Annotated in this window: 10 protein-coding genes; 8 read left to right on the forward strand and 2 right to left on the reverse strand. The window is 55.4% G+C overall.

Annotated features, from left to right (window positions below):
• Positions 1 to 37 precede the first annotated feature (37 nt).
• From AC2IAX_RS06390 to AC2IAX_RS06400, 3 genes are all read left to right on the forward strand, one after another.
• Entirely contained in the window at positions 38 to 1,579 is a 1,542-nt protein-coding gene (locus AC2IAX_RS06390) for a TAXI family TRAP transporter solute-binding subunit (RefSeq protein ID WP_494389823.1), read from the forward strand.
• 842 nt (positions 1,580 to 2,421) lie between these two features.
• Entirely contained in the window at positions 2,422 to 4,467 is a 2,046-nt protein-coding gene (locus AC2IAX_RS06395; protein WP_494389824.1) for an elongation factor G, read from the forward strand.
• Between the two features lie 317 nt (positions 4,468 to 4,784).
• On the forward strand, positions 4,785 to 5,843 hold the full coding sequence (locus AC2IAX_RS06400; protein WP_494389825.1) for a Fe(3+) ABC transporter substrate-binding protein: 1,059 nt from the start codon (positions 4,785 to 4,787) through the stop codon (positions 5,841 to 5,843).
• A gap of 478 nt (positions 5,844 to 6,321) precedes the next feature.
• Here the strand turns inward: AC2IAX_RS06400 and AC2IAX_RS06405 are convergent, their stop codons facing one another.
• Positions 6,322 to 7,329 carry a hypothetical protein gene (locus AC2IAX_RS06405; protein ID WP_494389826.1) on the reverse strand — a complete coding sequence of 336 codons (1,008 nt, stop codon included), beginning with the start codon at positions 7,327 to 7,329 and terminating at the stop codon, positions 6,322 to 6,324.
• Positions 7,326 to 7,841, reverse strand: coding sequence for a pentapeptide repeat-containing protein (locus AC2IAX_RS06410; RefSeq protein ID WP_494389827.1), 516 nt, complete (start codon positions 7,839 to 7,841; stop codon positions 7,326 to 7,328). Before AC2IAX_RS06410 ends, AC2IAX_RS06405 begins: the two co-directional genes overlap by 4 nt.
• A 1,047-nt stretch (positions 7,842 to 8,888) precedes the next feature.
• On the opposite strand from AC2IAX_RS06410, the gene AC2IAX_RS06415 reads away from it, so the two are divergent.
• The 5 genes from AC2IAX_RS06415 to tgt all read left to right on the forward strand — a co-directional run bounded on the left by AC2IAX_RS06415 (position 8,889) and on the right by tgt (position 14,009).
• Positions 8,889 to 9,116: a DUF3493 domain-containing protein gene (locus tag AC2IAX_RS06415; protein WP_494389828.1), complete on the forward strand. Its 228-nt coding sequence runs from the start codon at positions 8,889 to 8,891 to the stop codon at positions 9,114 to 9,116.
• Positions 9,117 to 10,021: 905 nt separating this feature from the next.
• On the forward strand, positions 10,022 to 10,507 hold the full coding sequence (locus AC2IAX_RS06420; protein WP_494390303.1) for an LptA/OstA family protein: 486 nt from the start codon (positions 10,022 to 10,024) through the stop codon (positions 10,505 to 10,507).
• Positions 10,508 to 10,565: 58 nt separating this feature from the next.
• Positions 10,566 to 11,294: an LPS export ABC transporter ATP-binding protein gene (lptB, locus tag AC2IAX_RS06425; protein WP_099532773.1), complete on the forward strand. Its 729-nt coding sequence runs from the start codon at positions 10,566 to 10,568 to the stop codon at positions 11,292 to 11,294.
• Between the two features lie 153 nt (positions 11,295 to 11,447).
• The gene (locus tag AC2IAX_RS06430) at positions 11,448 to 12,569 is read left to right on the forward strand and encodes an LptF/LptG family permease (RefSeq protein WP_494390304.1); all 1,122 of its coding nucleotides are present in this window, start codon (positions 11,448 to 11,450) and stop codon (positions 12,567 to 12,569) included.
• 288 nt (positions 12,570 to 12,857) lie between these two features.
• On the forward strand, positions 12,858 to 14,009 hold the full coding sequence (gene tgt, locus AC2IAX_RS06435) for a tRNA guanosine(34) transglycosylase Tgt (protein WP_494389829.1): 1,152 nt from the start codon (positions 12,858 to 12,860) through the stop codon (positions 14,007 to 14,009).
• Positions 14,010 to 14,205: the final 196 nt, after the last annotated feature.

The following is a 14,205-nucleotide window of genomic DNA, read 5'->3' on the forward strand; positions in this document are numbered from 1 at the left end:
GAACTATTGAGATACATGGGTTAAACGCATTTTTGGGATGCATGGTTTAGTATTTTGGGAATTTTCCGGGGGATTTTTGATGGTGAAGCTCAAACAACGGGGCTGGGGCTTGGTGTCGCTGGTGATTGTGGGGGTGATTGGGGTTGGCGGTTGCGGCCAGTCCAAAAACACGGTCTCGATTTCTGCGGGCAAGGCCGGTGTGGGCTATGACCTCATTAGCGAGCAATTGGGGCGATCGACCGATCGAATCGTGAACCTGAAGCTGACCGACGACAAAAACTCCAATGGTTCCCGCGATAACCTCGATCGCCTGGTGCAAGGTCGGGTTGATTTTGCCCTCGCCCAACTAGACGTTTCTCGCGATCTGCTGCGCAGTGGCCAGGTGGAAACCGTCGCCATTTTGGGCCATGAATATCTGCATTTGTTGGTACGGGCCGACTCTCCCTTCAAAACCCTGACCGACATCAACGGCAAGCGGGTGGCGATCGGGATTCAGGGCAGCGGCACCAACTTCACCACCACCCAAATCTTGACCCGCAGCGGTTTGCGAGTGATCACCAGCGCACCTCCCCTGAAGGAAGGCCTGGCCAAACTGAAGGCCGGAGAGCTGGACATGGTGGCCTACGTGGGCCCCTTGGGATCCAGCAGCATCATTCAAAATGCCATTACCAGCGATCCGCCCCTGCGTTTGCTGGAAATTCCCCCCTCCATTACCAACCACTTGGCGGTGCGCTTCCCTGAGTCCTATCGCTCTTCGGTGATTCCCGCCGGAACCTATGACCCCCTGCGCCCCGAGCCGTCCCAGGATTTGCCGGTTTTGTCCACGGGCATTGGCTTGATGGCCCGAGGCGATGCCCCCGCCGACCAAGTGGGCTTAATGGCTTGGTCAATTTTGGCCACGGCGCGTCAATATGCCAGCTTTTATCCAGAATTGGCCGATGGTGATCCGGCTGGCCTGTTGCAACGGGGTGGGGTTTATATGGCTCCGGACGCGACAGAAACCTATGAAAAAGGGGATCCCCGATCGGCCTGGCTACGCTTCATTGAAGAAAACCAGGTTGTTCAGGAATATTTGCTGGTTTTGGGCTTGAGCAGTGCGGCGGGGCTGCTGGTCACTTGGTTGCGATCGCGCCGATCGCGCCAGTTGGTGAAAAGCAGTCGCCAAGCCTTGACCGAAATTAAGGAAGTTCATGGCAACAAAACCAAGGCAGCCCTGGCGGCGGCCCAAGATTTGGCCGAGCGCTATCGGTTGATGTTCATCGATGGCAATCTGTCGCCGGAAACCTACGAGGAGATCGATCGCCCCGTTCAGCTCTATCTCCAAAGTTGCCAGGCGCTGATTGAGCAGGAAGACCGCCAAACCCTCAGCGAAACGGTGAACCTGCTGGACGATTCCGAAGCCTTGCTGAATATGCCGCTGTCGGTGGCGGTTCAGCGGTTGCAGGAGTTGGAAGATCGCTACTCGCAAATGTTGCTCTCCGGCACGATCGAACTGATGACCTATCTGCAATTTCGGCAATGGGCGTTGGCGGTTTTGCAAGCCAAGTCCCATGAACCGGAAACCCCAGCCATGTCATAGGTTTCGGGAGCCAGCGGCCAAGCTCGCTGGCTTCTGGGTCATCAAAATTGAGGATCGCGGATGGCGGATCGATCGCTGGATCAAAATCCCAACCCCAAGCGCCACCCGATCGATCGGTAAATTTTTAACTAGAGGAATTGACCTAGCTTGAATCGGCAGCGATTCAAATACGAGTTGATTTTTATTTACAATCCCTAACAAAAAACCAAAAACAGTTGCTAAACTGCGCGAATTTATAAACAACCATTGAGTAACTGACCTAAAAAATTCTGCGAGCACCCATAATCAAATCAGAGCCAAATCAGAACCCAATTAGATTCCTTGTAGACCGTCCCGATCGCTCCTCCTTTTCCCTGTCAATGGGCGATCGCACCATGACTATTTCTACTCGCCAATCCTCTGATCCATTCAGTTGATCTGTTCAATCTAGTCAACTCAATTTTGCGAATTTCATCTTTGCAAATTTCATCCAGCGGCTTTGAGCACTGAGCCTACGACGCTCGCCCCTGGAAACGCTCCATTACGGCGTTCATTGAATATTTGCTGAGCATTTGACGAACATTAGCTGAGTATTAGCCGAGCATTAGTCGAGCATTTTTCTCTTGTTTTTGCTCATTGGGGATCGGGGATCTTTGAGGCATGAGTTTGATCTTGATCTGATTTCTCATCAAATTTTGCAAGATTTTGAATTGGATATTGATCAGACATCTCACTGATCAACTCTGCACTTCATCCCTAGTCCTATTTTCCCTAGTTCTATTTTCTGAGCCTGCAATCACTTCAGTTTGCATTGAGCTGACATCAGTTTTTTACTGGGAATTTTCATTCCCATGGAGGTTTTCATGAAAGGTGACCGTACCCCCCGCATCAGAAATATTGCCATTGTGGGTCCCTACTCCAGTGGCAAAACGACGCTTTTGGAAAGTATTTTGTTTTTGTCGGGCGCAACCACGCGCAAGGGCAGCATTAAAGATAACAATACGGTGGGTGACGGCTCCCCGGAAGCACGCGATCGGGGCATGGGGCTGGAGCTAAATGTGGCCAGTGCCGTTTATAAGGATGTGCAATTTAATTGGATTGATTGCCCCGGTTCCGTGGAATTGGCCGCAGAAACCTACAACGCGTTGGTGGGGGTTGATGCGGCCGTGGTGGTTTGCGAACCCATGATCGATCGCGCCATTGTGTTGGCTCCTTTGTTTCAGTTTTTGGACACCTGGAAAATTCCCCATGTGTTGTTCATTAACAAGATGGATCGGGCATCCAGTCCCATTGCCGATATTTTGTCGGTGTTGCGGCCCGTTTCCAGCCGCCCGATCGTGCTGCACCAATACCCGATTCGCCAAGGCAACAGCCCGATCGGCTACATCGATTTAGTCAGCGAAACGGCCTATCATTACCACCCTGACGCGGAAGGCGATGACCCCGTGCCGCTGCCCGAACATTTGCGGGATGAAGAGCAAGCGGCTCGCCATGAAATGCTGGAAAGCTTGGCCGACCATGACGATGTGCTGCTGGAAAAATTGCTGGAGGATATTCAACCCAGCGAAGAAGAAATTTTGGTGGATCTGAGGCTGGAGTTGGGAGCCGATCAGATTGTGCCGGTGTTTGTGGGCATGGCGGAACAGCACCTGGGCGTGCGGCCACTGTTGAATGCCCTGCTGCGGGAAGCCCCAGACGCAACGGTGACGGCCACTGAGCGCGGGGTAGACGCGATCGCCCCCGATGCCGACAGCCCGATCGTGCAGGTGCTGAAAACCATATATGCCAGCCAAGGGGGCAAGCTATCGATCGCCCGGGTCTGGAATGGCGCGATCGAAGATGGCATGAGCCTCAATGGTGTTCGCATTGGTGGCCTCTATCGCCTGATGGGCAGCCAACAAAAATCTCTGACCCGGGCCGAAGTGGGCGACATTGTGGCCCTGGGTCGGCTGGACGGGGTGGCCACCGGAAAGGTGCTGGCGCTCGATCGGGCGATCGGGCGGGATGAGTTGCCCAAGGCGGAATTACCGCCACCGGTTTTTGCTTGGGCGATCGTCCCCGAAAACCGCAGCGACGAAGTGAAGCTCACCGCCGCTCTGGCCAAGCTCACGGACGAAGACCCCGCCGTCCGCTGGGAACAACATGGCGACACCCACGAAATCATCCTTTGGGGCCAAGGGGAGATTCACCTGCAAATCGCCATCGATCGACTGCGGCGCAAGTACAACCTGCCCATGGCTCCCCACCTGCCCCAAGTGCCTTACAAGGAAACCATTCGCAAACCCGTTTCCCGGATCCATGGGCGCTACAAGCACCAAACCGGCGGCCATGGTCAGTTTGGGGATGTGTATTTGGACATTCAGCCCCAACCACGCGGCGCAGGCTACGACTTCCAACAAAGGATTGTGGGCGGCGTTGTGCCCAAGCAATATATCCCCGGTGTGGAATCGGGGGTGCGGGAAGCGCTCGATCGCGGGCCCCTGGGTTTCCCGATCGTTGATGTGGCCGTGACCCTCACCGATGGTTCCTACCACTCCGTTGACAGCTCCGAGCAAGCCTTCAAGATGGCGGCCCACGTGGCCATGAAGACGGGCATTCCGGCGGCCCAACCGGTGCTGCTGGAGCCGATCGACCTGGTGGAAGTTGCCATGCCCAGTGAGTTCACCGCCAAGGTCATGCAGTTAGTGACCGGGCGACGGGGCCAACTGATGGGCTACGGGCCCAAGGACGGCTGGAGCGGCTGGGACACCATGCAGGCCTATCTGCCCCATGCGGAAATGCAGAGCCTGATTTTGGAATTGCGATCGCTCACCTTGGGCGTGGGAACCTTCTCTTGGCAGCATGACCACTTGCAGGAAGTGCCCGACAAACTCGCCGATCGGGTCTTGGCCCAAACCGGCAAAGGCTAGAGACGGTCGCGCATTTCCACCCAGTCCCCAAAACTTCGATCGATCCTTTTGAAACCTTAAAAGCGCCTGGCCATCTTTTCGATGGGCCGGGCGTTTCCTTATGCAACCCCGGCTCGATCGCCCGCCACTTCCCCACTGGCTCTCCCCCCAAACACCGCGCCCGCCACCGAGGACAGTCCCAAAAGCCACCTCAAGACTGTTCAAGCCATTCGGAGAGTCCTTGGGAAAAATTCCAGAGAATTTTGAGAAGATTTCTCAATATTGATATACTGCTTTCGCCACCCAAAATTCAATTACTGCATTCCTAAGAGCGAAAAATGACGAGTAAACTGACTCGGCGGGTGTTCTTGGCAGGGGGATCAGCCCTAGCCACCGTGGCCCTGAGCGGCGTGAATCGGGCCAACGCCCAAGGTGCAGGGGAAGTGAACCTGTACTCCGGTCGCCACTACGACAGCGATCGCCAACTGTATGAAGCCTTTACCCAAGCCACCGGCATCAAAGTCAACCTAGTGGAAGGCAGCGCCGATGCCCTAATCGAGCGCATCCAATCGGAAGGGGTCAACAGTCCCGCCGATGTTCTGATTACCGTAGATGCCGGTCGCCTTTGGTTAGCCGACAAGGCCGGCCTGTTCCGTCCTCTGTCCCAAAGCGCCGCCCCCAACCTCTATCGGGCGGTTCCCAGCAACCTGCGTCACCCCAATGGTCACTGGTTCGCCCTGTCTAAGCGGGCCCGCGTGATCATGTACAACAAAGACCTGGTGAACCCCGCAGACCTCTCCACCTACGAAGCTTTGGCCGATAGCCGTTGGCGCGGCAAGATTTTGGTGCGGACTTCGAGCCATGTCTATAACCAATCCCTAGTCGGTGAGCTGGTGGGCGCGTTGGGCGAACCCACCACGGAAACCTGGGTGCGCGGCCTGGTGGCGAACTTCGCTCGGCCCCCGGAAGGCAACGATACGGCTCAGATCAAGGCCTGTGCAGCGGGTCAAGGGTCGATCGCGATCGCCAATACCTATTACCTGCCCCGTTTGGTCAATTCCAAAGATGCCGCTGAACGGGAAATCGCTGCCAAAGTGGGCGTGTTCTTCCCTAATCAACAGGGGCGCGGCACTCACGTCAACATCAGCGGTGGCGGGGTGATTAAAACCGCCAAGAACCCGGAAGCAGCCGCGAAGTTCCTTGACTTTTTGGCAACCCAAAAGGCCCAGGAACTCTTTGCCCGCAGTGGCTACGAATATCCGGTGTTGTCCGGCGTGGCCCTGGATCCCACCCTGTCTAGCTTTGGACAGTTCAAGTCTTCTAGCGCCAGTGCCAATGAGTTTGGGGGCAACAACGATCGCGCCCTCCGACTGATGGATCGGGCCGGTTGGCGCTAGGGCCAATTGGCAAGCGGGGGCTGATTGTGCGATCGGCCCACGGTGTTCCACTGTCTATGTTCAGCAAGCATCTATCCCAAGCGAGGTTACATCTCGACTTGGGAATTTTTCATGGCAATTTTGGATGGATAGGGATTATTCAATAGACCTCTTGCATCAATCAAGACCCTCACCCTAAATCCCTCTCCCAAGTCGGGAGAGGGACTTGACGACTAACAAAAAAATTGCCGTAACTTCCTATTTCTGGCTCCCCTTCGCCCTCCTTGGGAGAAGGGGTTGGGGGATGAGGGCTGTTAGCTGATTCGGACAGGAGGTCTAAGAGGATGTCTGAAAAGCCAAAATTGCTACGCTGTACGCCCCAGAGATCGATGTAGACAAGGGGCTTAAGCCCCTTGTTCCTACGACAATTAGTCTTTAGCCCGTACTGAAAGATACTTCTCAGACATCCTCTAAGGAGTCTCTTTTCAAGCATCTCGTTTTAATTAATTTCCGCACCTGCCGCCGCTTGGATAGCGTCCAGGGATAGCAGTCGATCGCGGCTGCCGACAACGATGGCCCCCACCTGACCGCGCACCTGAGTGGAAATCACGTAGTAATAGCCCACCACTTGATCGGCTGAATCGCGACGGGGATCCGACACCACAAATTCCCGAGCCTGTTCCGTGTTTTCGTAGATGGTGGGAATTTCGGCCACCGTCACATCGGGCCCCAGGGAATTTTGGATCACCTCTGGTGTGACGCTGTGAATACTGAGATTTTCCGGCAGGGAATAGCACCCATCGGGGCGATCGGGGGCACAAGCGGCCCCGCCGGCATTCAACCCCGCCAAAGCCGGTAAACCTTGGGGCGTGGGGCTAGGTTCGGGGCTAGGACTGGGGCTGGGCGTGGGGCTAGGCGTGGGATTAGGGGTTGGGCTGGGTGCTGCCGACGGAGCCGGGGATGGTTTGGCGGTTTGGGGCTTGGGAACCACCACCCGATTGGGCTGATTCACTTTCGGTTTCGGTTTTGGGGTTGCGGCCCGATCGGCCCGGCGTTGGGCCGGGGTCGATCGCGCGGGGCTGGGGGAAGGGGTCGGCCGCGTCGGGGTGGTTTTCGGTAAATTGGTGACCCGAATGGGGGCCTCTTGGGCGCTCAGGGGCAAAGCCACCTTGTCCGACTCCTTGGGCATTGGCAGCAACAACACCGCCCCATGGAGCACCACGGACACCACCACGCCCAGGCCCATGGCCCCCCAAAGGCTGATTTTGGCACTGGGAGACCAGTCCCCTAACTCGGGCCCTCGCCTTGGGGGTGCGTTTTGTTGTGATGTGCTGCTGGGTAATGGGTTTCTGGTTGGGGAATGGCTAGGCGGGGATTCCTCCATCGGGTCGATCGCCCCTGCGTCGGGCCCCTGGTTCTCCGCGATCGCCGATCGAGCAGTCCTGGGAACTTCTTCTGAACGCACAGTCACCAAGGCCTGATCGGAAACCGGAAGGTTACTGCTCATTTTCCTTGGCTCCCATCCGGCAAGGTTGTGCCCAGGGTTTTGACCCCGTTGAGATCAAGCTTGGAGGGGCTGGCGTTCAGCAAATCTGCACCGCTCAAGTCAGCCCCCATCAGCTTGGCTTGGGTCAAGTCGGCCCCCCGGAGATAGGTTTTGGTGAGCCGGGCTTCGCTGAGGTTGGCCCCCGTCAGCTTGGCCTGGTTCATGCCCGCCTGGCTCAGGTCGGCCCCGGTTAAATTCGCTTGCTGAAAATTGGCCCCGTCCAACTTGGCCTGGCTCAGGTTCGCTCCGGTCAAATTGGCCTTTTGAAAGTTGGCTCCATTCAGGTTCGCCCCGGCAAAGTCCTGATTGCTCAGATCCTTGCCCGCAAAATCACACCTCGGGCAGTCCTTGGGGTTTCCGGGCGAGCGCTGGGCCGTGGGCTGGGTGGGGCAACCGCTCAGGGTCAGCCCAAGGGCGATCGAAACCGTGAGCAACATTCCGCGCCCGATCGCGCCCCTAAGTTCCCATTTCAATGAGCGCTCCCTCTTACCGGTTGCCGCGCGATCGCCCACAATCGCCCCTCTGATGCCAAGCCCCATGCCCAAACCCGAAGTCGTGAAAGTGTTCCCAAAACCGTTTTAACTCAAAGATTTCTCAATAAGCGAACTGCTTTAAGGTTGAGGAGTATTTAGATCTTTGAGAATTAGTTTCAGTAAGCATAGCATATTCTTACTGAAGTGCTTTCTGAAAGCCTTTTCCAGGTAACTTCGCCAAGGGATTGAAATTTCTCTCAGAGACTGTCTGAACAGTATTTTTTGACACCGATCAAGCACTAATCGTCGTTAGGGCAAGGGGCTTAAGCCCCTTGTCTTCATCGGTTGGTAAGACCCGCAAGGTAGAAATCTAGGCTGTTCAGATACCCTCGCAACCGATGGCCGATTCCCTGGATTGAACGGCGCTGGCTATCTTGGGCGCTGACTGTTTTGGATCATCTGAACCCCAACCGATCGCCAAACTCCAACAACGCGATCGCAGCTAGTCGTTTTCGTCCTGGGCTGGATGAACCCGTCAACCCATTCCTGTTCCTGATGATTTGCGTGGAGTTATAGCCACCGGGCAATATTCACCAAATCATGACAGCCTAGATAATTCATCAGAACCGGGTTAACCCGATCGCCTTAAACTAAGCATCAAAAAATAGAGTTAGATACTCCAGATCAATTCCTGGAATCGCGATCATCGGTCAATGATTAATCAAGTTTGATTTTAATTAGTCGAACACAGAATCAACTATAAGATCAGCCTCAGAGGTTAATCGAAAGAATCAACCATCAAGATTGATCAAGAGATACTTTGATGAAGGATCCTTCACCAGGTGATCCTTAACAGATCAAGCTAATGATTAGAAAAATTTCTAGCCCACGCAATCCTGCAAGCCATTCCATCAGGCGATCGAGTGACCTGGTGATAAAATAATCGAACGGCTGCCCAAAGCCGCTCAAACGCTCCAGACTGACACCAATTTCATCAGGCAATTCCCCAACATGGCCAATCGTCCTCGCCCACTAGATGCAGAAACCATGGCTCGACTGCGAGCAGAAGCCGCCGCTCCCTATCGAGGTCTTCGGCGCTTGTTCTATGGTGCTTTTGCTGCTTCGGGAGCGCTGGGTGGGTTCATTTTTTTGCTGAAACTGCTAGCAGGCGAAAACCCGGCGGACGTGTTGCCTAATTTGGCACTGCAAGTGGGTGTGGTGGCGCTGATGGTTTGGTTATTTCGGATCGATCGGGGACGAGAGCGAAATCAATAAGCATCATCAATTATTTAGTACTTAGAAAAATCCATTAGAAAACTTAAAAAACGATCATCAGAAAACAACAGAAAACAACCTACAAATCGCAATCTATAAATAGCAATTCGTAGACAACAACTCATAGATAACGCGCAGATAATTTTCAGGTCATTCACTGATTATCTGTCAGAGTCCGTTTGAAAAGCCAAAATTGCTACTCAGTAGGCCCTAGTGATCGACATAGACAAGGGGTTTAAGCCCCTTGCCCCCACAACTATTGGTGCTTGACCCGTGCCAAAAGATACTTTTTAGACACCCTCTCAGGGTAATCAACAGCAAATTCCCCAGAACCACCAGCAACAACCACAGACAACGATCGCCGGACGTATTCAGCCTTCAGTGGGAACCGGGGCGATCGATTCTGAATCTTTAGAGTTCTGAGGCAGGGAGGCAAGGGCGAAATGAACGACAGCACAACCCTTTAAGGCATGGGCCGCCACCACCGTTTGGCAAATGGGCAATGACGAACGGTTGACGTTGCAAGCGTTCGCTAAACTATCTGGGGCGATCCTATGATCTCGATTAATCTCAACGCCGCGAACCTCAATGCTGCGCGATCGCCGTCGGGTGATCTCCCCTCTTAGGTTAATGTGGGTTGTCTCTGGTCTGTTGCCAAATTCAATAGACCACTGAAGCAGCAGCCCCCTAAAGCGCCCTGAAACTTCGATCGAGCGATCGAACTCCATCGCACTCATCAGTTGCTCCGTGGGCTACTGGGCGATCGTTGAGTGAGCCATCTTTAGCATTAGCCGTCTCTTCTTTGCCTTTAAACCTTCGTTTTTGAACCAATGACTATGGTGGGTCAACCAGTGGGCACAACTCGATCGAGCCAAAGGGCCGCAGCCAAGCTGGCCCGCCGGGCCATGGGAGCCAGTCTGATGGCGACGGCGATAGGACTTGGGCAGGTGTCCCAGGCGATCGCCCAGCCAGCGCCCCCCACGGAACCGGTTCCAGTGCGCCAGCCAATGACGGTCATTTCCGACGTGCAAGAGGCCAACTCGATCGCAGGGATTGTGACGGCGCGGGGCAACGTTCAGGTGGACTATCCCGCTCGGATGCTTAAAGCCACCTCCGCCCAGGCACAATATTTCAGCAACGAACGCCGTTTGGTGATGTCGGGTGATGTGTTTGTGCTGCAAGACGGCAATAGCCTGCGGGCCGAAACGGTCACCTACTATGTCGATGAGGGGCGATCGATCGCGCTGCCCTTGCCCAACCGCCAAGTGGAATCGGTCTACTTAGTGTTGGACACCACCACGCCCACGGTCTTGCCTTCGTCTTCGGGGCCGGCGGGGGGACTGCCTGCCGCGCCGGCCGTGCCTTCGCTGTTTGCCCCCACCGCGCCCTAAAATTTACCGCTGTTCGATCGCCGCTGGCCGGCTTGCATCCTTTCGTGGGGGTACACCGTTGAAGATTGTTCTTGAAAACGTCCAGAAAGCCTACGGTGAGCGTCTAATTGTCAACCGCGTTAGCCTCACGGTGGAACGGGGGGAGGTGGTTGGGCTGTTGGGGCCAAACGGCGCTGGCAAAACCACCGTTTTTTATATGGCCACAGGGTTGGAACGGCCCGACAGCGGCCATGTGTGGCTTGATGACCAAGACATTACCGAACAACCCATTCACCAACGGGCCCGCCTCGGCATTGGCTACCTGGCCCAAGAACCGAGCGTGTTTCGCCACCTGAGTGTGGCGGATAACTTGCGCCTGGTGTTGCAGCAAGCCAAGCTTCCCCGAGAGATGCAGGAGCGTCGTCTCCAGCAGTTGGTGCAAGATTTTGGGCTGGAGAAAGTGGCCCACACGCCGGGCATTCAGGTTTCCGGGGGTGAGCGCCGCCGAACGGAAATTGCCCGCGCCTTAGCCGTGGGATTGGAGGGGCCCCAGTTCCTGTTGCTGGATGAACCCTTTGCGGGTATTGACCCGATCGCGGTAGCCGAAATTCAACGCATCGTGGCCGGCCTGCGCGATCGGGGCATGGGGATCCTGATTACCGATCACAACGTGCGGGAAACCCTGGAAATTGTCGATCGCGCCTATATTTTGCGGGAAGGCCAGATCCTCGCCTCCGGAAACGCCACCGAGCTGTATGGCAACCCCTTGGTGCGGCAATATTACTTGGGTGACAAATTTCAGCCCTAACGTTCCGCTCCTGCCTCAGCCCCCACTCCAACCCTCGCCTTCTCGCGGGCCCCTCAGCCGCTATTCCCGACCAGACACCCTATGACCTCCAACACCGTACCCCAGCCATCCTCCGCCCCCCCTTGGCAAAACTGGCTGCCGCAAATCAGCGTGATGGATCGTTACCTGGCCAAGGAATTGGCCATGCCCTTTCTGTTTGGGGTTGGTGCATTCTCCTCGATCGGGGTTTCCGTAGGCACGGTTTTTGACCTCGTGCGCAAAGTCGTAGAAGAAGGATTGCCCATTCACCTGGCCATGCAGGTGATGTTGCTGCAAATGCCCTACTTCATCGTGCTGTCTTTCCCCATGTCCACCCTGTTGGCCTCCATGATGGCCTTTGGGCGGTTGTCCAACGACAGCGAATTGGTGGCCCTGCGCAGTTGCGGCATTGGGGTTTATCGAATTGTTGCGCCGGCCTTGGTGCTCAGCCTGTTTGTCACGGGTCTAACTTTCGTTTTTAACGAAGCATTAGTGCCCGCCGCCAACTACCAAGCCACGACCATCTTGGAGCGGGCCCTTGGAACCGACGATAACCAACCCTCTTTCCGGGAAGAAAATATTTTCTATCGGGAATTCAGCGAAGTTGAAAAACCGGATGGCGAGAAAAAAAGCATTCTCAGCCGTGTGTTTTATGCCGAACGCTATGACGGCAAGCAAATGCTGTCCCTGACGATTATCGATCGCTCCCAAGCGGGCATCAGTCAAATTGTCACCGCCAAATCTGCCGTTTGGAACCCCAAAGAACGGGCCTGGGATTTCCGAGATGGCACCATTTATTTGGTGGCTCCCGATGGTTCCTACCGCGACATTTTGCGTTTTGAACAACAACGGTTGCAGCTACCCCGAACGCCCCTCGATTTGGCCGTGCGCGATCGTTTCTCCAATGAGCTGAACATTGCTGAAGCGCAAGAGCGTTTGGCCATTTTGCGCCAGAGCGGCGAGCGAGCAGAAATCACCAAGCTAGAGCTACGAATTCAGCAAAAATACGCATTTCCCTTCATTTGCGTAGGCTTTGGTTTGGTGGGTTCAGCGCTGGCCAATCGTCGCCATCAACGGCTCGGCCGCGCCACCAGTTTTGGTGTGAGCGTGGTGGTCATTTTCGCCTATTATTTGTTGGCTTTCCTGGCGGATGCCTTGGCCCGAACGGAGTTTTTGTCTCCAGTGGTGGCGGCCTGGTTACCTTTGCTGGTGGTTGGGGCGTTGGGGACGGGGCTGCTGGTGCGGGCGGCACGCTAAATTCCCCAGTTCAATTCAATTTTCCCAATTCAATTCAATTCCATCCAACCATTCATCCAAAGCTAAATCCAAAATTCAGTTCAGCAACCTACCCAGATTTTAGGGATAAGGGACTTAGAGGATATTTGAAAAGTATCTTGAAGCCCTGATCAAGCCCCAATCGTCGTGGGGAGCAAGGGGCTTAAGCCCCTTGTCTTGGTTGGTCGCTGAGGTTGCTGAAGTTAGCAAAGGATCCGTTTTGGGTTTTCAGAAATTCGCTCAACAGTCCGAAAAATTTTGCCCCCGTTCATGAGTGCTATTGCCCCCGATTTTCGGTTTGAGTTAGTGGCTGAATGTTCCCAAACATCGGCCCGCGTTGGTGTTTTTCACACGCCCCACGGCATTGTGGAAACCCCCCGCTTTATGCCCGTGGGCACATTAGCCAACGTTAAAACCCTGTCGCCGGATCAAGTGGCCGCCACGGGGGCCCAGATGATTTTGTCGAATACCTATCACCTGCATCTGCAACCGGGTGAAGGCATTGTGCAGGCGGCGGGCGGGCTACACAAGTTTATGAACTGGCAGGGGCCAATTCTGACGGACTCGGGCGGATTCCAGGTGTTTAGCCTCAGTGAAATGCGGCAAATTAGCGATCAGGGCGTGACGTTTCGATCGCCCCACGATGGCAGCATCATTGATTTCACCCCCGAAAAATCCATTCAAATTCAAAACGCCCTCGGATCCGACGTGATCATGGCGTTTGATGAATGCCCGCCCTACCCGGCCACCCGCGAACAGGTGGAAAAGGCGACCGATCGCACCTATCAATGGCTGCTGCGGTGCATCGAAGCTCACCAGCGTTCTGATCAAGCCCTATTCGGCATTGTCCAAGGGGGAACCTACGCGGATTTGCGGGCCAAGGCGGCAGCGGATTTGGCGGCTCTGGATCTGCCCGGCTACGCGATCGGGGGGGTGAGCGTGGGGGAACCGCCAGAACTGATTGAGCACATCGTGAAAGCCACCACGCCCCTGTTGCCGCCCCACAAACTGCGCTACTTGATGGGGGTGGGGACTTATCGGGAGATGGCCCAGGCGATCGCCGCCGGGATTGATGTGTTTGATTGCGTAATTCCTACCAGGCTGGCGCGGCACGGGGCGGCCCTGGTGCAGGGCGAGCGTTGGAACCTGAAAAACGCCCAATTCCGGGAAGATTTCCGGCCGCTGGATGAAACTTGCCCTTGCTACACCTGCCAGAACTTCAGCCGCGCCTACATCAGTCACCTGATCCGGGCCAAGGAAATTTTGGGCTACACGCTGCTGGCAATCCACAACGTGACGGAGCTAGTTCGATTCACGCAACGGATTCGATCGGCCATTTTGGCGGGCAATTTTGCCGATGAATTTGCCCACTGGTTGCGCCCGGCTGACGACCTGGCCGCCGCCGCCCGCCTCGATGATTAGGGGCCGTCATCAAATCCCTAAAACCTTGATCCTTGCGTTACGAGATCGTGGGGGGGCAAGGGGCTTAAGCCCCTTGTCTAGGGCGGTTGAGCTGCGACAAAGGGCGGTTGAGCTGCGACAATTAGTCATTTCAGCTTCAAGCAACTTCATTGGATGACAAGCCCTAGACCCAGCCGGGGATGATCCGGGGCGATCG

The organism is Limnothrix sp. HT2024 (assembly GCF_059138625.1).

Bases quoted from the DNA above. Each gene is read 5' to 3' on its own strand.
- AC2IAX_RS06390 (WP_494389823.1), top strand. From the start codon at position 38: ATGCATGGTTTAGTATTTTGGGAATTTTCCGGGGGATTTTTGATGGTG.
- AC2IAX_RS06395 (WP_494389824.1), top strand. From the start codon at position 2,422: ATGAAAGGTGACCGTACCCCCCGCATCAGAAATATTGCCATTGTGGGT.
- AC2IAX_RS06400 (WP_494389825.1), top strand. From the start codon at position 4,785: ATGACGAGTAAACTGACTCGGCGGGTGTTCTTGGCAGGGGGATCAGCC.
- AC2IAX_RS06405 (WP_494389826.1), bottom strand. From the start codon at position 7,329: ATGAGCAGTAACCTTCCGGTTTCCGATCAGGCCTTGGTGACTGTGCGT.
- AC2IAX_RS06415 (WP_494389828.1), top strand. From the start codon at position 8,889: ATGGCTCGACTGCGAGCAGAAGCCGCCGCTCCCTATCGAGGTCTTCGG.
- AC2IAX_RS06420 (WP_494390303.1), top strand. From the start codon at position 10,022: ATGGGAGCCAGTCTGATGGCGACGGCGATAGGACTTGGGCAGGTGTCC.
- AC2IAX_RS06430 (WP_494390304.1), top strand. From the start codon at position 11,448: ATGGATCGTTACCTGGCCAAGGAATTGGCCATGCCCTTTCTGTTTGGG.
- tgt (WP_494389829.1), top strand. From the start codon at position 12,858: ATGAGTGCTATTGCCCCCGATTTTCGGTTTGAGTTAGTGGCTGAATGT.